At 34.7% G+C, this 21,352-nt stretch carries 23 protein-coding genes and 2 pseudogenes; 4 read left to right on the forward strand and 21 right to left on the reverse strand.

The genetic code is table 11. The features are described 5' to 3' along the window. Nucleotides 1–6 precede the first annotated feature (6 nt). Both yqiS and Q5794_RS22720 read right to left on the reverse strand, forming a co-directional pair. Nucleotides 7–918, reverse strand: a complete 912-nt coding sequence (gene yqiS / locus Q5794_RS22715; RefSeq protein WP_028410667.1) for a phosphate butyryltransferase — start codon at nt 916–918, stop codon at nt 7–9. Between the two features lie 237 nt (nt 919–1,155). After that, entirely contained in the window at nt 1,156–3,225 is a 2,070-nt protein-coding gene (locus Q5794_RS22720; protein ID WP_374988449.1) for a sigma 54-interacting transcriptional regulator, read from the reverse strand. A 175-nt stretch (nt 3,226–3,400) separates the two neighbouring features. Here Q5794_RS22720 and Q5794_RS22725 point away from each other — a divergent pair, with 175 nt between their 5' ends. After that, nucleotides 3,401–3,652, forward strand: a complete 252-nt coding sequence (locus tag Q5794_RS22725) for a DUF2627 domain-containing protein (RefSeq protein WP_013059128.1) — start codon at nt 3,401–3,403, stop codon at nt 3,650–3,652. 12 nt (nt 3,653–3,664) lie between these two features. Here Q5794_RS22725 and Q5794_RS22730 read toward each other — a convergent pair. Further along, nucleotides 3,665–4,392 (reverse strand): annotated as a pseudogene (locus Q5794_RS22730) (glycerophosphodiester phosphodiesterase). Nucleotides 4,393–4,516: 124 nt separating this feature from the next. Here Q5794_RS22730 and Q5794_RS22735 point away from each other — a divergent pair. Beyond that, nucleotides 4,517–4,669: a YycC family protein gene (locus Q5794_RS22735; protein ID WP_013059130.1), complete on the forward strand. Its 153-nt coding sequence runs from the start codon at nt 4,517–4,519 to the stop codon at nt 4,667–4,669. Between the two features lie 312 nt (nt 4,670–4,981). After that, the gene (locus Q5794_RS22740; RefSeq protein WP_025750490.1) at nt 4,982–6,313 is read left to right on the forward strand and encodes a peptide MFS transporter; all 1,332 of its coding nucleotides are present in this window, start codon (nt 4,982–4,984) and stop codon (nt 6,311–6,313) included. Nucleotides 6,314–6,704: 391 nt separating this feature from the next. On the opposite strand, the pseudogene Q5794_RS22745 reads toward Q5794_RS22740, so the two are convergent. The 6 genes and pseudogenes from Q5794_RS22745 to Q5794_RS22770 all read right to left on the reverse strand — a co-directional run. Next, nucleotides 6,705–6,797 (reverse strand): annotated as a pseudogene (locus Q5794_RS22745) (sporulation transcription factor Spo0A); the annotation flags it as partial. 183 nt (nt 6,798–6,980) lie between these two features. After that, nucleotides 6,981–7,364 carry a DUF3883 domain-containing protein gene (locus Q5794_RS22750; protein ID WP_214984324.1) on the reverse strand — a complete coding sequence of 128 codons (384 nt, stop codon included), beginning with the start codon at nt 7,362–7,364 and terminating at the stop codon, nt 6,981–6,983. Between the two features lie 152 nt (nt 7,365–7,516). Continuing rightward, nucleotides 7,517–8,386 (reverse strand): hypothetical protein, encoded by an 870-nt coding sequence (locus tag Q5794_RS22755; RefSeq protein WP_214984323.1) that lies wholly within the window; start codon nt 8,384–8,386, stop codon nt 7,517–7,519. Nucleotides 8,387–8,452: 66 nt separating this feature from the next. Next, complete coding sequence (locus Q5794_RS22760; RefSeq protein WP_214984322.1) at nt 8,453–8,656, reverse strand: hypothetical protein; 204 nt, start codon at nt 8,654–8,656, stop codon at nt 8,453–8,455. Nucleotides 8,657–8,685: 29 nt separating this feature from the next. Next, on the reverse strand, nt 8,686–9,366 hold the full coding sequence (locus Q5794_RS22765; RefSeq protein ID WP_374988450.1) for a sigma-70 family RNA polymerase sigma factor: 681 nt from the start codon (nt 9,364–9,366) through the stop codon (nt 8,686–8,688). Nucleotides 9,367–9,636: 270 nt separating this feature from the next. After that, on the reverse strand, nt 9,637–9,993 hold the full coding sequence (locus Q5794_RS22770; protein WP_214984320.1) for a hypothetical protein: 357 nt from the start codon (nt 9,991–9,993) through the stop codon (nt 9,637–9,639). A 1,868-nt stretch (nt 9,994–11,861) separates the two neighbouring features. On the opposite strand from Q5794_RS22770, the gene Q5794_RS22775 reads away from it, so the two are divergent. Further along, on the forward strand, nt 11,862–12,047 hold the full coding sequence (locus tag Q5794_RS22775) for a hypothetical protein (protein ID WP_214984319.1): 186 nt from the start codon (nt 11,862–11,864) through the stop codon (nt 12,045–12,047). Between the two features lie 85 nt (nt 12,048–12,132). On the opposite strand, the gene Q5794_RS22780 is transcribed toward Q5794_RS22775, so the two are convergent. The 12 genes from Q5794_RS22780 to spo0A form a co-directional block, all read right to left on the reverse strand. Continuing rightward, nucleotides 12,133–12,339: a hypothetical protein gene (locus Q5794_RS22780; protein WP_214984318.1), complete on the reverse strand. Its 207-nt coding sequence runs from the start codon at nt 12,337–12,339 to the stop codon at nt 12,133–12,135. A gap of 34 nt (nt 12,340–12,373) precedes the next feature. After that, nucleotides 12,374–12,496 carry a hypothetical protein gene (locus Q5794_RS22785; RefSeq protein ID WP_374988451.1) on the reverse strand — a complete coding sequence of 41 codons (123 nt, stop codon included), beginning with the start codon at nt 12,494–12,496 and terminating at the stop codon, nt 12,374–12,376. An 11-nt stretch (nt 12,497–12,507) separates the two neighbouring features. Then, nucleotides 12,508–12,867 carry a hypothetical protein gene (locus Q5794_RS22790; protein WP_214984317.1) on the reverse strand — a complete coding sequence of 120 codons (360 nt, stop codon included), beginning with the start codon at nt 12,865–12,867 and terminating at the stop codon, nt 12,508–12,510. A gap of 15 nt (nt 12,868–12,882) precedes the next feature. After that, nucleotides 12,883–13,461, reverse strand: a complete 579-nt coding sequence (locus Q5794_RS22795; RefSeq protein ID WP_374988452.1) for a hypothetical protein — start codon at nt 13,459–13,461, stop codon at nt 12,883–12,885. 223 nt (nt 13,462–13,684) lie between these two features. Beyond that, nucleotides 13,685–14,305 carry a hypothetical protein gene (locus Q5794_RS22800; RefSeq protein ID WP_374988453.1) on the reverse strand — a complete coding sequence of 207 codons (621 nt, stop codon included), beginning with the start codon at nt 14,303–14,305 and terminating at the stop codon, nt 13,685–13,687. A gap of 28 nt (nt 14,306–14,333) precedes the next feature. After that, the gene (locus tag Q5794_RS22805) at nt 14,334–14,753 is read right to left on the reverse strand and encodes a phBC6A51 family helix-turn-helix protein (protein WP_214984314.1); all 420 of its coding nucleotides are present in this window, start codon (nt 14,751–14,753) and stop codon (nt 14,334–14,336) included. After that, complete coding sequence (locus Q5794_RS22810) at nt 14,734–15,033, reverse strand: helix-turn-helix domain-containing protein (RefSeq protein ID WP_214984313.1); 300 nt, start codon at nt 15,031–15,033, stop codon at nt 14,734–14,736. Before Q5794_RS22810 ends, Q5794_RS22805 begins: the two co-directional genes overlap by 20 nt. Before the next feature lie 1,166 nt (nt 15,034–16,199). Continuing rightward, entirely contained in the window at nt 16,200–16,544 is a 345-nt protein-coding gene (locus Q5794_RS22815) for a DUF3846 domain-containing protein (RefSeq protein ID WP_214984312.1), read from the reverse strand. A 798-nt stretch (nt 16,545–17,342) separates the two neighbouring features. Then, nucleotides 17,343–17,678 (reverse strand): hypothetical protein, encoded by a 336-nt coding sequence (locus Q5794_RS22820; protein WP_214984311.1) that lies wholly within the window; start codon nt 17,676–17,678, stop codon nt 17,343–17,345. Between the two features lie 21 nt (nt 17,679–17,699). Then, nucleotides 17,700–18,599, reverse strand: coding sequence for a hypothetical protein (locus tag Q5794_RS22825; RefSeq protein ID WP_374988454.1), 900 nt, complete (start codon nt 18,597–18,599; stop codon nt 17,700–17,702). Nucleotides 18,600–19,403: 804 nt separating this feature from the next. Continuing rightward, the gene (locus tag Q5794_RS22830; RefSeq protein WP_374989246.1) at nt 19,404–20,378 is read right to left on the reverse strand and encodes a tyrosine-type recombinase/integrase; all 975 of its coding nucleotides are present in this window, start codon (nt 20,376–20,378) and stop codon (nt 19,404–19,406) included. Between the two features lie 171 nt (nt 20,379–20,549). Then, nucleotides 20,550–21,338 carry a sporulation transcription factor Spo0A gene (gene spo0A / locus Q5794_RS22835; RefSeq protein WP_098779129.1) on the reverse strand — a complete coding sequence of 263 codons (789 nt, stop codon included), beginning with the start codon at nt 21,336–21,338 and terminating at the stop codon, nt 20,550–20,552. Nucleotides 21,339–21,352: the final 14 nt, after the last annotated feature.

A 21,352-nucleotide genomic window follows, 5' to 3' on the forward strand; every position in this document is an offset into this window, starting at 1 on the left:
TGCCTCCTAAGAATTCTGTTGAGCGACGCTGATAGCAAGCGCCAGTGAGTATAATTTACTTTCTGATGAATCTGCTCTGGATGTTAAAACGACCGGAGCTTTTGCTCCTGCTAGAATAGCTCCAACTTTTGCTTTAGCAAAATAAATGAGGGATTTATATAAGACGTTCCCTGTTTCAATTGCTGGAACGAGTAATATATCTGCTTGACCGGCAACTTCACTTTGAATGCCTTTTTGCTTGGCTGCTTCTATGTTAATGGCATTGTCGAGTGCTAAAGGTCCATCAATAACGCAGCCTTTAATTTGTCCTCTGCGGTTCATCTGTGTAAGAAGTGCAGCCTCTACTGTTGCAGGCATCAAAGGGTTCACAACTTCAACCGCTGCAATAGGAGCTACCTTTGGCATCTCTATCCCAATCGAGTGGGCAACGTTCACCGCATTTTGAATGATTTGAACTTTCTCTTCTAGAGATGGCGTAATATTCATAGCTGCATCTGTTACAAGAATCGGACGGTCATAGTGAGGAACGTCAAACACAGCTACATGTGATAAAACATTTCCCGTACGCAAACCATGCTCTTTATTTAACACAGCTTTTAAGATAAGCGATGTGGATAAATTCCCTTTCATTACGATATGAGCTTGACCTTGCTGAACTGAACGCACAGCCAATTGAGCCGCTTCTAAAACGGACTCCGTATGTACGACCGTCACAGCCTTATGAGTGAGTAAGGATGGGCGGTACTGCCTGAATAATTCATTAATTGTCGTTTCGTTGCCAAACAAAATAAATTCAGAAACTTCCCTTGACACAGCTTCATACACTGCCTCAATTGTTTCTAAGTCTTCAGCTGCAGCAACAGCAACAGTCAAAGAAGACTGCTTAGCAACCCGAGATAAGATGGTAGCAAGAGTCATGGAATGTTCGACCTCTCCTTTTTCATTCTTTCTTTTGCTCCGTTTTAAAGAGCATACTGCGCGTTTATGCAGTCACCTAAAATACATGCAAGATTTGTGCCATCCTCTGCATATATTACATAATATAGCTGCTTATATCCGTTCTTACGCACAAAAAAATTTTTTATTGATTCTAACAACAAATAGAAAAAAAGAATACCTCTCTATTTATATGCAATAAATTGCACACCATGCATTTTATTGCATGCTGTTATTTGCAAGATTGTATTTTTCCAACTTATAATATAAAGAACGCAGGGAAATATTGAGCTGTTTTGCTGTTTTCGTTCGGTTATACTCGTTTGCAAGCAGCACTTTTTGAATAAGTTCCGCTTCGTAATTTTCCATCATGTGCGCTAAAGTCTTCCCTTCGAACATTACCTCTTCATTCACCTGATTTTTTTCTTTTTTGCCCTTGCCTTCAAGTGAAGGGAGATGAACAGAATCAATCATTGTTTCTGTATAGTGCATATAAATAATAGCTCTGCCTAATATGTTTTCAAGCTCTCTGACGTTTCCTGGCCAGTCGTATGATCTTAATGACTGTAAAGCCCGCTCTGTTACTCCTTCAACATGCCGGCCATAATCTTGATTAATTTTTGTAATTAAGTGTGTAACAAGCGCACCAATATCCTCTTTTCTCTTCCGAAGAGGAGGTATGTGAATCGGAATTTTGTTTAGCCGATAATACAAGTCCTGTCTGATGCTTCCATCAGCCATTCCTTTTTCTAAATTCACATTCGTAGCTGCAATAACGCGAACATTCACCGGAATAGGAGTCGTTCCTCCAACGCGAATAAGCTCTTTTTCTTGAAGCACCCGAAGCAGCTTAGCCTGCATATGAGCTGAGAGCTCCCCGATTTCATCTAAAAAGATGCTACCGTTATTGGCTTCTTCAAAAACACCGCGTTTCCCGCCTCTTTTTGCCCCGGAAAAAGCTCCTTCTTCGTACCCAAAAAGTTCACTTTCAAGCAAAGACTCAGAAAGCGCAGCACAGTTAATCCGGACAAATTTATTAAACTTTCGGCTGCTCGCATTATGAATAGCATGTGCAAACAACTCTTTACCCGTCCCAGATTCACCTCTAAGCAAAACAGTAGCTGGTGTTTTAGCAGCAAGTCTAGCCTGCTCAATTGCTAACTGAAACTCTTCAGATTGACCAATGATATCAGCAAATGAATATTTCGCTTCAAGCGTTCGAATAATTTGACGCGCTCTTTTGAGTTCATTTGTAAGCTCTTGAATTTCAGACATATCATGAATAACGCCAACGCTGCCTTTTAATTTTCCATCAACAATAACGGGTGCAACATTCACAACTACGTCTCTTTTACTCGGACCGAGCCTCATTCTTACACCTCGAACAGGACGCCTTGTTTGCAGCACCTTCATGTGCATACTGTCTCCTTCAGAGATATCGGCAGTCGCGGGCTGACCAATAATATCCGTCTTTTTTAAACCCGTAATTCTCGTATAAGCAGGATTAATTAAAATCCCTCTTCCTTCTTCATCGACAACCGAAATAGCTTCTTCAGAAGATTGAATAATAGCTTGAAGCATAGTTTGTACTTCTTTTAAGTTCGTAACTTCTTCTGCCAATCCGACAACGTCCGTAATATCTTTAAAAATCGAAAAGGCCCCAAACAGCTCTCCATTCTCGTCGAGTATTGGTATTCTAGTCGTAATTACCTTCCGTCCGCTTTCTAACACAAATTCACTATTTTGATCAATCGTTTTTGTATGAAGAACATCAACAAGTTTACTATTTGGAATGACTTCATGAAGATGCTTACCAATTACATCTCTGTGTGAAAAGTTCGTCAAACGCTCGGCACTTTGATTAAATAGCGTAATATATCCATTCCTATCAATCACGACCATCGCATCATGAGCTGCGTTAAAAATAAGATCATATTTATACGATTCTTGCTTTAACCGCTGAATTAACTCTTCTTTTTCCTCCATCAGATTTGCCATAATTTCAGCAACCAATCCCGGCACTACCAGTGCATCAGCGGGTTTGCTTCTCTGCAATTGTTGAAAGACGCCTTGTTTACCTGTTGTTTCAACAATGACATCGAGCTGCTTTGTCATATAAGGCTCCCAATTCATTCCGGTTGAAATATCTTGTTCTTGCGCATACAAAACAGCCGGCGCGTTAGCTCGTACGTCTACTACACCAATCACTTTCATAAATTCTGTTTCCAACAAGATTTTCAGAATAGCTAATCCGCCTTTTCCTCCTCCAACGATCAACACATTTTGCATATTTTTTCACCTTTTCTACTTAATATGTACATATCCCGTGCAAAATATTGCATATACCTATCATATAAAAAAAGAAACGCTCTTGACAATTTATTTAGTTCTTTTATGATTCAAGTATAACGCTTTCACAATGTAAACGCATTCATTTTAAAAAAGAGAAGCGAAAGGAGCAGTTATGGTTCGAATTATCGCACTGCTAATCTTACTTATTCCTGGTATACTCGCTGGCTATGGCATTAAACTTATGAGAGATATGATTTTTGGCATCCTGCAATCCCCGTTCCCTTCTTTATTTTTGCAATTTTCAGTCGGTCTTCTATTATTTTTAATCGGCCTTGGATTTGTTGCTGGCTTTATTCTGCACAGAGACCGCAAGCGAAACAAAGTTCAAAACAGATTTCAAAAAGATAAAAAAACATCGCATTAATGCGATGTTTTTTTACGAAAAGCGCCCTCCAAATTGCTTCACCATTTTTTCTGGATAATCGGTAATAACGGATTCACATCCATATTTCCGAAGCTGCTCAGCTACTTTTACATCATTTACTGTGTAAGGTCGCACTGGAATTTGACAATCTTTTGAAGCGGCTACATTTACTTCATTAACGGTACGCTGATTAGGGTGAAGAGCTTTTGCGCCAAGATGCTGCGCATATACCCAAGGCTCATACATCGGATAAGAATATAAAATAGCTGTTTCAATCGTAGAATCCAGAGAACCAATTCGGGCTAAGCTGTTATGATTAAAAGATGAAATCATCGTTCGATCCTTCATCTTGTATAAATAAATTAAATCTAAGACTTTCATTTCCAAGTATGGATAGTCAAATATATTGTTTTTCAACTCAATATTTACGCTAATTCCTTCACTTGAAGCCCACTCCATTACTTCATTTAACGTGGGGATTTTACATACTCCATACTTTTTTTGAACTTATAGCTCGCATCTAATTTTCGTAAATCTTGATACGTAAAATCTTTTACATACCCTTTTCCATTCGTCGTTCGATCTACTTTTTCATCATGAATTACAGCAAGTTCTCCATCCTTTGTCATATGCACATCAAGTTCAATTCCGTGTGCTCCAACTCTCGCTGCTTCTTTGAAGGAAATCATCGTATTTTCAGGAAACGTTCCAGCTGCGCCGCGATGACCTATTACAAACATACTTGCTCAACTCCTCTATTATCACTTATTATTAACTTTAGCATTACTTAATAGTGAAAGCACGAATTTACTGTTTATACTTTTTTACTTTCATTACTTTATATGCAAAAGGAGGTCGTTGTGTATGAGACCACTGCAAATTTCACCGGATACAGCCGTAAAATTAGCGGAACAATTAAATATCCCCCTCGAGCAATTAATGCATATGCCTCAGCATATTTTGCTGCAGAAACTTGCTGAATTAAATGCGAGCGAAGATAAAAAAGGATCTGAATAACAGATCCTTTTTTCTTTCGAATTTTCATTTTCAAAAATAGTATTATCTTCTCACTTCATTTCCCATAACATATATTAGAATATTTAATAATATAAATGTATTTTTAAAAATGCTTTTAAATAAGTAATTTAATACTTTTTTGTGTATATTTAATTATTTTTTGATTTTTCCATATAATTTCATTGACGAAATTATTGTTTTTCTACTAAAATAAAAATACATTATATTTATTCCAGTACTTATATTCTGATTTTTTGATCAATTCAAACAAAAGAATTAAATAGTATGAGAAAAATTTAGGGGGACTTCATTATGCAAGCAGCTGTACAACACGAAAATCAGCAGCCAAATGGGTCTAGGAAAAAACACCCTCCTGGACTGTACTTATTATTCGCTACTGAGGCATGGGAAAGATTTAGTTATTATGGAATGAGAGCCATTCTGGTTCTTTATTTAACTGCTACCGCTGCTCAAGGTGGACTCGGGGTAGATAAAGCAACTGCACTGAGCTTATATGGAACATTCACTAGTGCTGTTTACATTACGCCGATGATTGGCGGATATTTAACAGACCGCTTCCTCGGAAGAAGGCTAGCCATCACTATCGGTGGTGTGATTATGGCACTCGGGAATTTTTCCATCTTTATTCATCAAAGCGTAGCCGCTTTGTATATCGGACTTGCTTTATTAATTATCGGAAACGGATTTTTCAAACCAAATATCTCCACATTGGTCGGAGATCTGTATGAAGAAAATGATCCTCGCCGTGACGGTGCTTTTACCATTTTTTATATGGGTATTAACTTTGGTGCATTTTTCGCACCGTTAGTTGTTGGATTAATGAGTTACAAATACGGATTTTTAACAGCAGCTATCGGAATGGTTGTTGGACAAATTTTATTTAACCTACTGGCTAATCGCTACTTAGGTGATATCGGGAAAGAGCCTACAGGAAAAGTTCACGCAGCGGCATCTCAAACATCAACTGCTCCGCTGACAGCACGAGAAAAGAAAAGAACGGTTGCTATCGTTATTCTAGCCTTCGTTGTTATTGCTTTCTGGACAGCTTTTGAACAGGCCGGAAGTTCTTTAACGCTATATGCTCAAGATCAAATTAATCGTCAAATAGGTAGTTTCACGGTTCCAACAGAGTGGTTCCAATCATTGAATCCGCTGTTTATCATGATTTTAGCACCAATTATGTCGCTAGTTTGGTACAAGCTAGGAAATTCAAAACGCGGTGATTTCAAAACGCCAACAAAAATGGGTATGGGACTTGTAACAGTCGGATTAGGATTCTTAATTTTGATTCCAGCCGTTATGTATACTGGTAATGACCCAGCTTTAAAAGTAAATATCCTGTTCATGATTTTCACTTACTTCCTGCACACGCTAGCTGAGCTTATGATTTCGCCAGTAGGGTTGTCTATGGTAAGTAGACTAGCTCCATTAAAGCTTGCTTCTCTTTTAATGGGCGTATGGATGGCAAGCTCTGCTGTTGCTAATAAGCTAGCGGGTGTTCTTGCATCTTATACACAGTCTTTAGGTTATTTCGATATCTTCAGCTTAATCGGAGCTGTAACAATTGTACTTGGAATTATTGTTCTGTTCCTTTCAAAACCGATTGCTAAATTAATGGATTAAAAAAAGCAGCCTTTTCTGAAGGCTGCTTTTTTTATAATTTACTTATCCATATCCCATTTAAAATATGGAGATAAATTTTTTAATGCATCTTCTAAATCTTTTTTCAAGTACAAAACCCTCATAACAATTAAATAAATTATTTCAATAAAATAAACCACTATGGATATGAAGAAAAACAAGATGCACGTTCCATTAACCTCAATATTTTCACCTCTTAAAACAAAATAAAAAGACCAATGAATGATTAAAATTCATTGGCCCTGCATTAAAAAGTTTATTGGTTTTCAGTTTACTATCTAGTGTAAATTCCAAAAGTTTATCGGCATGTACTCTGTATTACAAAAGGTATCAGCTCACTCAAAACCCCGTAATTCCAGCAGTCCTATCCCTTTCAACTCGCTTTATGTTCAAGACGTAATTTATCCGCAACCATGGCGATAAATTCACTATTTGTCGGCTTCGCTTTTGACATACTTTTCGCAAAAACCGCGTTAAATCGAGTTTCTTCTATTATATATAGACAATACCATACGTTACTTTATAGCGTCTTTATTGGTTTACAAACTTAGTCTTCGTTGGTAAACCTTCATTAACAATATAGTAATATCCTACCAATAAAAATAGTATAACGTCAAGGAATTTTAATACAATAATGTTTAAACTCTTCTTATATTCTGGTTACTTTCCAGTTCATCTCTTCAAAATTATATTCTTCATTGTCTGTGATATCATGAATTTTTATCAATTTAGGATTATCTGACATGACCTCTTTCACAAAGTAAATTGTATAGTTCATATTGTTTTCTTTCATTTTCTCTGCGGTTTGATATTCATGATTTGAAAGATAAAACCTATCTTCTAATCCTGCAGTAGCTTTTACTTCTATATAAAGTGGCTTTCCGTCTTTATCAAACGAAAGAATATCATAACCATTCATTGGGTCAATTGCTTTTTTGTTGTCAATCTTCGCTTCATACTTTGTACCTTTTAATTTTTCACACTCTTTTTCATATACAAAAGCTTCACCTAATTTTCCTATTTCAATTTGCAATTCATGTAATTTTAAATAATCTATAGTTTTACTCTTAATACGCTTTTTTAGTTCGTTATATGAATATAGAACAGGCGATAAATTAATTTCATGTTCTTTTGAAATCGCTGTAAAACCTTGGTTAGGAATATCTACGACGTGATGGTCAAAATCTAGTTTTTTTTAATCTCTTCTGCACAATTCACGCAGACTAGTCTACTGTTGACAGCTACCCAATAATTTATAGTATTCCAATACGTCTCTCCACAGTTGCAACACTTTACCATACTAGAATTTCTGGTTTTCTTTATAATTATAGGTGTTAGCCTACGTTCTAATTTTGCCATTTCTCCTAGTTCAGCTATTAATGTATTTACCGTATAAAAGCCTGTATAGCTACTTTCTCTCTCATTCAATTTCTCGAACATAGGATAAAAGCGTGAGGGGATGTTGTATTTGTCACCTGTATTAGTAGTTATTACTCCACTTACAAGATTCTCACTTTTTATTTCTTTCAATTCTTCCACTATACAACCTTCTTGGAATAACATATGCCAGCAGAAATCCATTTTTTGCATTTCAAGCTTAGTAAAAGATTCATTTAATACTCTTTGAATCGCTGTTAATTCTGGAACTGTTAGGGAATCATTAATATTTTTACTCACGATAGTTTTTTTCTGAGTGTCATTTCTATCAGTAAATCCCTTGATAATATCTTCTTTAATCCAAATTGAACTAAATCCTCTTGAGTCTTCAAGATAATCAAATACAAATAAGAACTTAATAAACATTTCTTTATATGTATCTTGAGGAGTTCTGTCATTTTTGTTTTGAGGGATAACCTCCATATAATCTCCAAAAGTAATCTCATGTGCTTCCTTTGGAAGGTCATCTAATAGTAATTTGTTAATACCACTTCTATAACTAGATTGCGAACGCTTGCTATTTTTATAATAGGTTAAAAAATCATCTATTGCTTTATTTGTTCTTTCACTAAAAGGACTTTTAATTATTTTAGAATTTACAACATCACGGTTAAGCAAATTTAAATACCCCCTAATCAAAAAACAGGATGCTATCTCCAATAAGTTAACATCCTGTTTCTTTGTTTAATCTCTTTCAGATACAGTGAAATACTGTACATTCGCTTTCACAATAACTAAATCATCGGCTAGTTCTAGGACTGGACTATCTTCTCCGTCTTCAAACTTATTTTCAATTGAATTTCTCGCACGGATAAGAGAAGTTTCTTCTATTAAATGTCCAATTTCACCGTTAACCATTTTAAATGTAACTTCGTATTTCTTTTTCATATTCTCTCATCCTTTTTTCCTATGCTTAATTATAGTCTAAATGGTATATATTTCATATAATTATATGTTATTTTTGTTTTATTTTTTTCTAAACCGCTTTTTAAAATTCGCTTCACCTTTGTATGATGATTTATCCCATGAATTCTTCCCAGTTCCGTGTAGGATAGACTTGGATATTCTAGGTACGTAAGAAGTAAGGCTTGTTCTTGTTTACTACATACTTGTTCAATCATTATTTTAATTTCCACCTCATTTTCGAATCTATACGAACTCATATCCTTGTAGCTAACTGTGCTATAGTTGGCTTTTCTCTTATCAGTTCTTAGGTTGTCTCTAATAAAATTGAATCCTTTTTGCTTAAAAGCATTTGATAATTTCTCAAACAAATAATATTCATCATTCCAAGAATGAGACATGGTTACCTCCCAAGACTTCTCAATAAATATTGATTCAAAATCTTCACGACTAAAACCATGTCTTCCCCAATCCTTCATGAACTGGTTCACGCTATATCTTATTAACCCTCTCATTACTGAGTAATTATAGAGAATACGAAAAGCGTCCTCCCCCTCGTCTAGTCTTAACATCGAGTATTCTTCCCATTTCTTTTCTAATGCCAAAATCTTTTTGACTTTGGATTCCGTTCTATAGATACGGTGAATGCGTCTTAATTTAGATTCCTGTTCTTGTTGAATTACTGATTTTCTCATAGTTGTACTTTCCTCCAAAAATAATTGATATTTTTTTAACTTTTTTCGTTTATTTGTGCGAACTCTGATTAAAACCGTGTATTGAGTGAATGTAAGTGAACGAAAGAAGTTCCTAATAACGCCTAACTAATAATTAATAGTTGTGGTAAATATGTAGGGATAGTGACCAGAATGGATGATTTGAAGAGACCACTTTGTTACAAATAAAAAAGGACAAAGCGTTTTGCACCTTGTCCATTCAACGTATTTTACAGGTAAAACTCTAGGCTTCTATTTTCCTTTGCATTCTGTAGATTCTTCTCCGTGTAAACGTCTGAGAATCTTATTTTCACGTTCTAATCTGATTCTTTTTCGTTCCAGCTTCTTTAATTTAGCTTGATGTTTTTTCTCCTTGTTGATTAACTGATTGTAAAATCCCTTCTCTTTCTTAGTTAATTTACGACCAGTAAATTCTTCCATTGTTTTATACAAATGTTTTTCATCACAATTCTTCAATGCAATTTTTAAATTTTCAAAGTACTGTTTCTCTCGTTCTGTGGCTTCCCATCGGTCTAGTATTTCATCACGTGCTATTCTTCCTTGTTCGTTATCCGCCATAATTAATTTTTCTCTAAATTTTTGTTCCATTTCATTAGTCTCCTTTTTCTTTTATATTGTTTCTCGGAGGTTTCTTACTGCCTCCTTCGCACCCTATTGGAAGAAGTGCCTAGAAAATGTGACAGAAAAAGTGCACATTACAGCGTTATTTTTTGTGCGAAAATATATTTTTTAGAATTTCGGATTTTTCAAAGGGTGAATACCTGCATAGAAACGATTGGAGACAGTTAGTTAACAAAGGCACTTCGTGTCCTAACTGTTAAAAGAGGAATGAATAACGGATAGCTACTGATAGAAGGCGATTAAGTTAGACTTTGGACACTAGCCCTACATTTTGGAATACGAATTATAGAGTACAGGGGCGTGGAGATACTGGCAGGGGCGTCCCCCATGAGGGAAGGTCTAAATATCATTAACATTTAGTTTTATATACAAATTATTTATGCAACGTTCTATAATCTGTTAAATGTTTAATGAAAAATAAAATGTTTTGAATTGATTTGAATTGTTTTGAATTGAAGTTTAATTAAGAAGAAATGATTTGAATTAACAAATGAAGTTGAATTGCTTTTGAACAAGACTTTTGAGGAAACTAAACAGTTGATTTTATTAGTCTTACAATGTTGTATCAATGGTTCTTCTAACTTATGATATAGATTATGTAGTACATAATACAACGTACATAAGAGTGTATAGGGTGGAGTATATAGAATCTTAACTACAATGGTAGTAGTTAAATTAATGGGGTGAGAATAAGCTATTAGAATCTGTAGTAATACGTATAATATGTACACTAGAGGACGTGTAGTAAGGTATATAGCCAGTTAAAGTTTGTCTAGTTAAACCTGTGCCATCTATAAAATATCCTAGTACATAAAGCAGTAGTCACGTTAAAACTATGCCCCGTTCCTTTAGAACGCCTACCGCGGTAAAACAAGTACCCCCTATAAAATTAGTAACATTTATCATAAAAGAGTAGTCCTGTTTATTTACATCTATACCATTCTATAAGTTACCCCTCCCTGTAAAAATTAAGATAGGTATTTCTGAATAATAGTTCACTAAAGTATACCTTTGCGAACAGATTGTATATTCAATTGGCGAACGCATTCAATAGTTCATTTAAGTATCAAAAAAATATACGAACGGGTGTATTGTAGCACATGACTTTTGCGAACGTTTTAGAGGTTATGAATGTAATACCTAAAACTTATTCGACATTAGAGTGTTATGGGTTATGTACTTTGTAGAAAAACGAATAATTTGTCTACACTTTAAGTAAATGATATAACCTTTATTATTTAGAATAAGTTATAACCATCACCTAGAAATATTTGTAGAATCAACCGTTGACTATAGAAGTAAAGAAATGATTAACTATGTCTCACTAGGCTATAGAAATGCACGTATGAAATAAGCGTTAAAGCCTTGATATATATAGGTTTATTGATGATTGGTGCACAAACCTATGTTGTATATTTGATACATGCATGCTTCACTTTGTGAGATATTAGCGTTTTGTCATGTTGTCTTCGTTAAGCAACGTTTTCTCTTCGTTATTCCCCTTTTCATAATTAACGGTTAAATATTGTTATCTATCACGTAATCTATCCGTTATTTACATATATCGCATTCTCTATATTTTTTGTTTGTCTTACTTTACGTTCAATGGCTGTACATATAGGTAAGCAAAAACATAGAAAGGAGAATACTTCTACATGAAAATCCAATACAAGAATTTCAGTATTACATTCTGTCCTGAGTTATTTGTAATTGTAGCAAGATTACTTATGTCAATGTTTTAAGATGACTAGACGTAGAATAATACGGGCAGTCTTGGAGGTGAAAAGAAAGATGAAGTAAAAGTAGAAAAATCTAATTCATTATTTGATGATTTTGTGAAAGAAAAAACAGAAGGTACGCATACTCGCGTTACATACTTCTCACTAAAAGAAGTTACTAACAAACTTAAGACATTTACTAAACAATATGAAATGAAAAAGGTTTTTAAGTCACAAGTAGGAACAAAAGGAATTAACCTTGTATTGAATGAATTAGAGGAAGAAGTAAGAAACCGAAAATAAAAGTTGTATAATATTATTCAGAAATTCATACAAAAAAGAGACGTAGGAAGGCGTTAAACCCTCTTACGTCTTTTCTTTCTCTATATTAATCTTCCAGTAAAGAACGAAGAACCCGTAGTTCTTCTTCCCGTGTTTGCGGTTCTTCATAATCGGGATGTTTCCAATACGTTTCTTTACTTAGTTCCGCACCTATACGCTTGCATATTTCTATATGAATTGGATTTCTTTTAAACACTTCTTCCATATCCAACATACTTAGTAACTCTCGATACACTTCGTAATTCATTCCCATTACTGATTCCTCCTAAATAAAAAAGAAGAACGGCTTATTTTACCGTTCTCTTATTATGAAATGTATTATGTGCTTCCACCATTTGTTTAGGTGTACTAGGTTTATATACCTTCGATTTTCGTTTAGCAGTGCTACGTTGACCGCGTTTAGCCATCATTAATTCCTCCATTATTGTTTTTTGTCTAGATTACGCATGTACTCACGGCGTCTTTCCTTTCGTTCAGCCACAGCTTCGGTACGTCTCGCAAAGCCATAAGAGATTTTTGTTATTGGATTAGCTTTCATTACTTCTTCTTCCGTAAGTTCACGAGGCTTATTAATAAATAAATCGTCTTCACGGGCTTTGGCGGTAGCTTCGTAGCCAGCCGTCATTTTGTTTAGTGAAGATTGGATTTCATCTGCACTTACATAACCGTTAAAACGTGGGGCAAGTCCTTTCCGTACATATTCCGTATATTCGCATTTTGCTTCTGTATCCCCAGATAATGCCTTTTCCTTCAAGTCCTCGATAATTTGATTTGTTTTCATGATTGATTAACTCCTTTATTTTTTATTGATATAGTCCTCGTAGCATTTATTTACGTACTCTTCGTATTCTTTCGCCGTCATTCCGTTACGTTCTGCAACCATTGGAATCAATTTATTATAGAATCGACGTTGAATGTAATGTGGTTGGGATTTAATCCAAATGAACATGTTTTTATTACCTTTAGAAGAGTTTAAGCCCTTATCCATATAGACAATATTTCTATAATCATCACCTAAACCAGTTCCCCAAGATAAAGGTATTAGGTGTTCAGCTACTAAGTTTCTTGAATGACTTAACAAACATTCATTTCCTTGTTCTTCCTTAGCATTTGTAAGCTGTTTCAACGTCATTGTCGAAGGTAAACCATTTTGTTTTGCACGGTATCGGTTTTTTCTAATAACTGATGTCTTTGTATTCTTTTTGCGATAACAGCTACTACAATTTGGTCGTTTTCCCCCGAATCCATTTCTCATTTTGCTGAATGATTCATAGCCTTTTAATCGCCCGCAATCTGTGCAAAGCCGACTTATCAAAGTTCCATGTTCATCTGTAAAGATAATTGTTTTATACGTCTTTTTAGTGATTATTGCCATATTTGACCGCCCCTTTGTTTTATATCTGTTTTAGAAAATAAGTTGAATTGAAATGATGATAAATACTGTCCATGTAATGGCGTCAACGCCGTGTAAAGTCGGAATTTTGTCCATATGTTTTCCTCGCTTTATAGATTTCCTAATAAAAAAGACGAGGTAGCTTTTCGCTATTCCCTCGCCTTGAGTGTCTTTTTTATCTACTTAAAATAAGTGAGTGTTTAATTTACTTGCCATTTTTATAGTGCTTTGCAGAATAAGGAACTTTTCCGTCGTAGGCTTGTCGTAATTCTGTCGTACTAAACATAGCTTGATAATCGTTGTTCCATTTTTGTTCCATATTGAAAGATATGTGCTTATCGACTGGACGTTTTGGAATTTCCAACGTTTCCATAATATTTCCGAACTCTGAATATTTACGACTAGCAGTTAGATATACTTCGTGATACTCAGCTAACTTTTCGAAGTATTGTAATTTGATTTGTTTCAAGTCTTCATCAATCTTGGATTCTTGTTCTCGATAAGTAGAAACGACTTTATCAGATTCCTTTTTGATGTCATCCTTATGCTTCTGTAATTCCTTTGACAAGATACCGTCAATGCTTGCCAGCTGATGGTTAATACGTTCTAAGTCTGCATTTACCTTATCAAAGCCACTTTGTAGCTTTCTATCGGGACTTGTTCCCTCCATAATTTGACGCTGTAAATCGTTCTCCAAAGCCGAACGCAGCATGTCTCTTTCTTGAACAATCTTAATACGTTTTTCTTGTAATTCTGCTTTCTTTGTATTGAGCTTTTCTTTTGTTGAATTTACCTTTTTCAGTGTATCTGCTTTAAACAATGCCATATTTGATTTCCCCTTTGTATGCGGTTATTTATTTAATACGTCGAAGCTTCTTGTCTTCTTCAACCATTCGTTTTAATTCTTGAATATCTAATGGACTAGTAGAACTGTTGATACGTCGTTCTTCCTGTTCTCTACGAACTTCCTTAGTAGATTTCAAACGTCCAGTAGCGTCTAGGTACAACTTAGCGTGTGGATGGCTTCCTTTTTTAGCTTCAAGGATAACCGTACTCATAATGTCCTCGTAAGCATTATCAATCAGCTTATCTACTAACTGTTTTTCAATCTGTTTCCATTGCGGATTATCTCGGCGACGGTAATAAGTACGTCGGTCAATCCCCATGTCCTTACAAATAGAAACGATAGTCTCCCCTTTGAATTGACGTTGATAAATCTCTGTCATTTCGTCAATATCCTTAGGCGTTAATACTTTATGACTGCCCTTTTCCATCTTTGAATCCCTCCTTATACGTAATGAATGATTGAATTACAACGATTTCGTCAGGTGTATATCCCAGGTCATCTAATAGAAATTTTGTAACTTTTAATTGATTAACACTGGATACGCTACGTACTTCATTCTCCATAGCTGATAGAACTGAAATACTAATCCCTGTCTCTTCTTCCATTTGTTTTAATGTTGTATCTTTAATAATTCGTAGAAGCTTAATCGTCTTTCCGCGAACGACCATTTTATTTTGAATTTCTAATACTCCGTTAATTGTCTTCATGTATGTATTCCTCCGTTTAATATTTGATGTGGTGGCATGTGCAACTTTAGGTAAAAAAAGAGAATAGACGAAAACAGTTAGGAGAAAATCACCTATTCTCTAACCTGTTTTTTGTCCTTCCGTGATAGTAAAGGAATGGAAATAGATTTAATCGCACATTGCAGAAACATTGTTATCCGAAGGAAGAGTTGCCGTGTCTCTTCCTTACTAAATATCTTCCTATGCTTATAGCCTTCAAATTGCCCTTTTTACAACAAGAAACAAGATTTTTTTCATTTTTCTGATAAATTTATTGATTCTACAATACGTCACTATGAAGACATGAAAAAAATCCCCCGAATCCAGTTAAGGAATCGAGGGTTTTCAATACAAATACATTCAAGCTTCGCGGTATGCAATTATCATTATTCAATTGTCATTCTCTCTAAAACAGATGTAAAAACGCCGTTCCTATGGACAAGAGAACGACGCAGGAGAGAGATATATTAGGAAATCTATAAAAAGAGGAATTACAAAATCCCTCAAAACTTACTAACGTTATCACTTCTTATTGTATAGAAAAATCTATTACAATATCTAATCTTTGTAATATTGAGTTCTGAACGAAGTGAAGAACAGCCGTTAGGCTTAATGTCTTTTTGATTCATTGTTTCTAACAAGAACAGACTTATTCATTAAAGACTTATCGACTATCGTCGAGGCTAACGCCTATTTCTTAAAGAACTTATTTAACGTTTTATTAGCGTTATTACCGTTATCTTTAGTGGTTCTATTACTTAGTACCGACAAAACGCACTTTATACAACCTTCAAATGAAACTTTTTTCAATCACATTTTCTACTAGTGCCTTCGCCCTTACTCCCCCAACGATTATATCAATTATTAAGTTTTTGTTACAAAAGGCGAAAATAGACAAAATTGCTTGTAGACATTTTATTCCATTCAGTATCCACTTTATAACCTTGTGACTTTAACGGACTAAAGAACCCTTGGTATATCAACACCCTTTATCGTACTAAAGACACAAGGCATTTTTATTTATCACAAATCTTGGGACAAATATATTAACTTAACACAAATTATGTGACATAAATCTTGTGATAATGGAACAATTTCGCACAAATACAAAAAGGGACGGGTAAAAATAACCCGCCCTTGTTCCTGTATTATCGAATTTTTGATGTGTGTAAAAAGTCTAACGCCACTTGTAATTCTTCATTTGTTAGGCTTCGAAACTCTACTTCTTCGGGGTCGCAACCCACGATAACCGCGTTCCCTACCACAACATCGTTCCCCAGTGACAAGTTATCTTCTAATTTCTTCATTTTACCTTCTGCGTTAACAACCATTAAGATATTTCGTTCGGGTGTCAATGTAATCACTTCTATATCTCCATCAACTGCCGATTGGAAGGCGTCTAACTCATTTACTGCCCGCACTACTTTGGGTTCTTCTCCTACGTCCAGTAAAGCACATGTGATAAATTCTTCTTTTACATATTCGTCAGCCATTTCAAACCTCTCCTTTATGTATTAATAATTCGGTTTAAGTACTTCAATGTCCTGCATTCTTACGGCTGTGTCCTTCATTCTAACAATTAAACTTCATTATCCCCAACTAGTAAACATTCAGTATTCCAGACATTCATACATACCATTGAGAAGCCTGTATTTCCTTTGTACGGACTTTTTATCAGCCATTAGACCAAATTTATTTCATCAAAGAGGTATTTCCATTGGTCTTAAAAGGCGAATAAAGGACATACGAATATTTTTAGATGATTATTAATTTTACGTAGTCATAATTGTTTTAGATTAATATTTAAATTTTTATAACTGAATATATTACTTAATACTTTTATTAATATTTTTCTTTTCAGTAATAATTGTACTTTTAGGGGCCGCCCTTACGCTACCTATTTTCGCGTATGTACGTAGTGTATTCAGCTACCAATAAAGGTACTGGGAATCGCTACCCTTCTTTAAGATACGTATTGTAAACCACTACCTATTTGTTAAAGCGTCAAAGTGACGACTTAACTTATTTAATTGTTATATTAAAGCCCGCCTTCTTAGCTTTCACATACTCGAATCATTATTCTTTTTCCTGATATATAACTCAACTACCCTAAAAATCGCTAAAAATATTACAACAGCTAACATACCCATAGACCATGAATACAAATCTTTAATAAAGTCAATCACCAAACCAAACAACGCACAACCTATTATAACTAAGAATAATTTAATCTTGTTTCACCTCTTTGTTCAGACATCCACTAAGACGCACAAGAATGCCCTATATTCGTTTTATTCATCTTCTTCTTTATAAAAAGATTCAAAATGTTCTGAAACTGGTGTACGGCTTTCTAGACGGTCATTAATACGGTTCAAAATCTCTATTATTTCGACTTTTTGGTTAAGCTTCTTCAAATCGTCTTTGTCTATTTTATCCATTGTCGCTTCTAATTGGGTTAAACTCTTACTGGTTTCCTCCATCGTAGCAAGAATACTTTCAGCTTTCTTAGCGTTGCTTTCAACCAATTCAGCGATGTTATCTAATCTAACATTATCCTTTTTCATCATAGAAGACAGTTCACTTACTGACGTTAGAATATCTCTTATTTCCTTCTCATACTTTTCCATTTCTACCCTTCTCCCTATGTATTACTTGTGAACCTCACACTCTTTGTTATATTCATCTTGAGTATATATACAAATTATATTTGAAGGTGGTACTGAAGCATGAAATTTAAGATAAGAATAAAAATCACTTATGTATCCTTTGTCTAATTTATTTTTCAGATAATACAACGACTTTTGAATTACTTTTTTTCGCTTCATTACCTCAATATCTGTTTTCTCTAAATAATTATATTGTTCATCGCTTACATCAAAAGTATCATTAGCAAATTGCGAAATTGGTGCATTAAATTTAAGTATATAGGGGATTCTTTCAACATCTCTATACCAATCATATTCAATATCTCTATACCAATCATATTCAATATCTCTGTTCCCTAAAAGCATAGCTAAATCCCCTAAGAACTCTGGTCGATGATGAACTCCACCGCCATAGTTTAGAACATTCTCACTATAGAAGAATCCGTTGACCTGAAAATCATGAAATAACTTTCTAACAGTTCTATCTAACCCTTCTCTTCTTCTTCCTTCATGACGTTCTATGCCGTCATATTTTTTGCTAATATCAATGATTTCCCCTTGATTATATATTCTTTTCTTCTCAATATTTACGGATATATCATATCTCTTTAAATATTCACTTAAAGGAGTATCTAATGTTAACGTTTCCTGTAAGTTAACTAATCCGTACTTCTCTATTGACTTACATTTGTCATTATTATTTGTTACATGAAGCGAAGTTAACCATAAGTCTTCATTCAATAATTGACTATCTTCAATTTTAAAATCGCTTAAGAAACTATCTACCTCTACTTCCTCGTACCCTTTGTTGGTAATATAACCTACTACTGTCTCTTCACTTAAAGATAAATAGCTACTAACTGATTTTAAATTCCCTTCAAATGTCGTAAGGTCATATATCACTTTGACTTCCTCCACTATATGTTCTTTTAGTCTTATCTAACAATTATACAGGAAGTTCCACTTTAATATGTAAGGATACTATCTTTACCTGTTCCCATAATGTTTTATTCCTTTTTTACTGTCTATCCTTCCTACCCTCACTGTTCTCTAATAATAAAATTTAGTTATTATCTTTCAAAAAGTGCTTTACTTTATTTTAGCATGCAATCATTATTTAGACTTGACTTTATGTTTTCACTTTCACTGAATTAATCCAGATTGTCTAGGAAACATTGGTCAATAGAATGACTACCTTTGATACACTAAAAAAATAAGTGTAATCAAAGTAGCCGTTCTATTTACTGAATTGAACCGAGTTGCTGAGGAGTTCCACTGTATAACCTTGTCTGAACGTTTAGATTTCTCCAACAACGAACTTTCTACATGCAAAGCTAGTCCTACATGCTTTTAAGTCTATTCGTTGCTACCTGCACCTCAATGCACCTAGCTACCAAACCGAACCATTTATGGTTGTTCTCACCTAGTCTAGTTGCGAGGTAAACAAGGAAATCACTCATAATGCAACTACGATTCCACTTTTCGACATTGGCTGAATCTCACCTGTTCAAGTTTAAATTACGTGTGTTAGGTCATTCCACGTTGGGAATCCCTACAATAGTTCCTAAAAAAAGACAATAAGGAACTAAACCCCTTGCATTATATTTTTTAAAATCCTATAATGAAGGTGCTAAATGTATGGGATATCCTGTATTTAGCTGTATATTGGTTTTGAGTCACGCGGTGCGAACGCGTGGCTTTTTCTTTTTATAACTTTAAATTATTTAAAGGGGAATGCCTTTGATATTTTTGTCCTACTTCTTTATCAGCGAAATCTAAATATGCCTTTTGAGTCACCTCCACACTTGAATGTCCTAAAATACGTGACAAAGTTGCCCAATCGCCCCCATGAAGCAAGTAATACTTCGCAAAATTATTTCGTAATTGATGAGGGTGTATAGAAACATTAACTCGTTTACCTATTTCTCTTAATGTTTTCTCAAAATTACGGACTTCTAACTGCGTTCCTCTTATCGTAGGAAATAGATAATCACTATTTGAGTAACGGTCGCGATAAAGTAACCAACGCTTTAAGTCGCTGGACATTCTATGGGAGAAATACACATATCTTTGCTTTTTATTTTTAGGATTTTGAATCAATATAGATTTGTTTTTAAAGTCCAATACTTCCGGTACTAAAGACAAACATTCCGATATACGCATTCCTGTATCAAGAAGTAGTCTTATGATGACCCAATTTCTATATCCATAGAAAGTAGTTGTATCACATTGACGGAGTACCTTTATAAGTTCATCTTCTTCTAATAAAGTTTTTTGCTTTCTTAGAGGTTTAATATTCTCAATTGAACTAACAGGATTTTGTTTGATTTCCTTTTCTATATCGTATAAGTAATTAAAGAACACTTTTATGTTTCGTAAATAATTAGCAATCGTACTATCACTTATAGGTTTTGAAAAATCCGTTCTGTTCTGAGGAAAATTTATATCATTTGCCATTACATTACGAGAGACTGTATACTTACCTCTTTCTCGTAGGTATTGAATGTACTTACGAATATGAACAGACTTCACCTTCTCTACATCAGTTATTTGAAATACATCAGAGAGATATAAACCAAATAATCGTAATGATTGTTCATAGCTTTTTAACGTCTTCTGAGATAAATTTCTGCTTGAACAGTACAACATGAAATTTTCAACTTGTAATTCATAATTGTTCACAACAAAAAACCGCCTTTCATTGATTTTTAGTAAACCAATAAAAGACGGTATTATTTGTAAAGCAACTATGATATTTATAGGTCTAAATAGAAGTTTATCGGTCAATTTGCAATCACCTACAATCCTTCGGAGAATACGCTGAAAGCAGTCACCTCAAGCGTCCTAACTCTCTCAGGAAGCACGGTGTTCAAGACGTAATTTATCCGCAACCATGGCGATAAATTCACTATTTGTCGGCTTCGCTTTTGACATGCTGACAGTATATCCGAATAATGAAGAAATGGAATCAATGTTTCCTCGGCTCCATGCTACTTCAATGGCATGACGAATAGCGCGCTCAACGCGGCTTGCCGTTGTATTATATTTTTTTGCAATATCAGGATACAGTACTTTTGTAATCGACCCAAGCAGCTCAATATCCTTATATACCATTGAAATGGCTTCTCTCAAATACAAATAGCCTTTGATATGAGCAGGTACACCAATTTCGTGAATGATGCTCGTAATGCTTGCATCTAAATTTGCTGGTTTGCTGTCGCGATGTGAACGCATGGAAGAAGATGAACGTTGCATAAATGAAGATGTTTGTCCGCTAACTTGACGAATATGATTCACTAAGTTTTCCATATCAAACGGCTTTAGAATAAAATAAGCAGCTCCTAAATCAACCGCTTTTTTCGTTACGTCTTCTTGCCCAAATGCTGTTAGCATAATGACATTTGGATAATTTTCTTTTTTCATTTCTTTTAACTGACCTAAAACTGCTAATCCATCTAGATGCGGCATAATAATGTCTAATACAAGAACATCCGGATCTTTATCTTTTAAAATGGATAAACACTCTTGTCCATTGTAAGCTACTCCGATTACTTCCATGTCTTCTTGCTCTGAAATATAATCTTCAAGCAAACCAATTAGTTCCCGATTATCATCAACCAAGCATACTTTAATTTTTTTCAATGCAGCTTCCTCCT

The organism is Priestia megaterium, from assembly GCF_041941685.1.
GTDB lineage: Bacteria > Bacillota > Bacilli > Bacillales > Bacillaceae_H > Priestia > Priestia megaterium_C.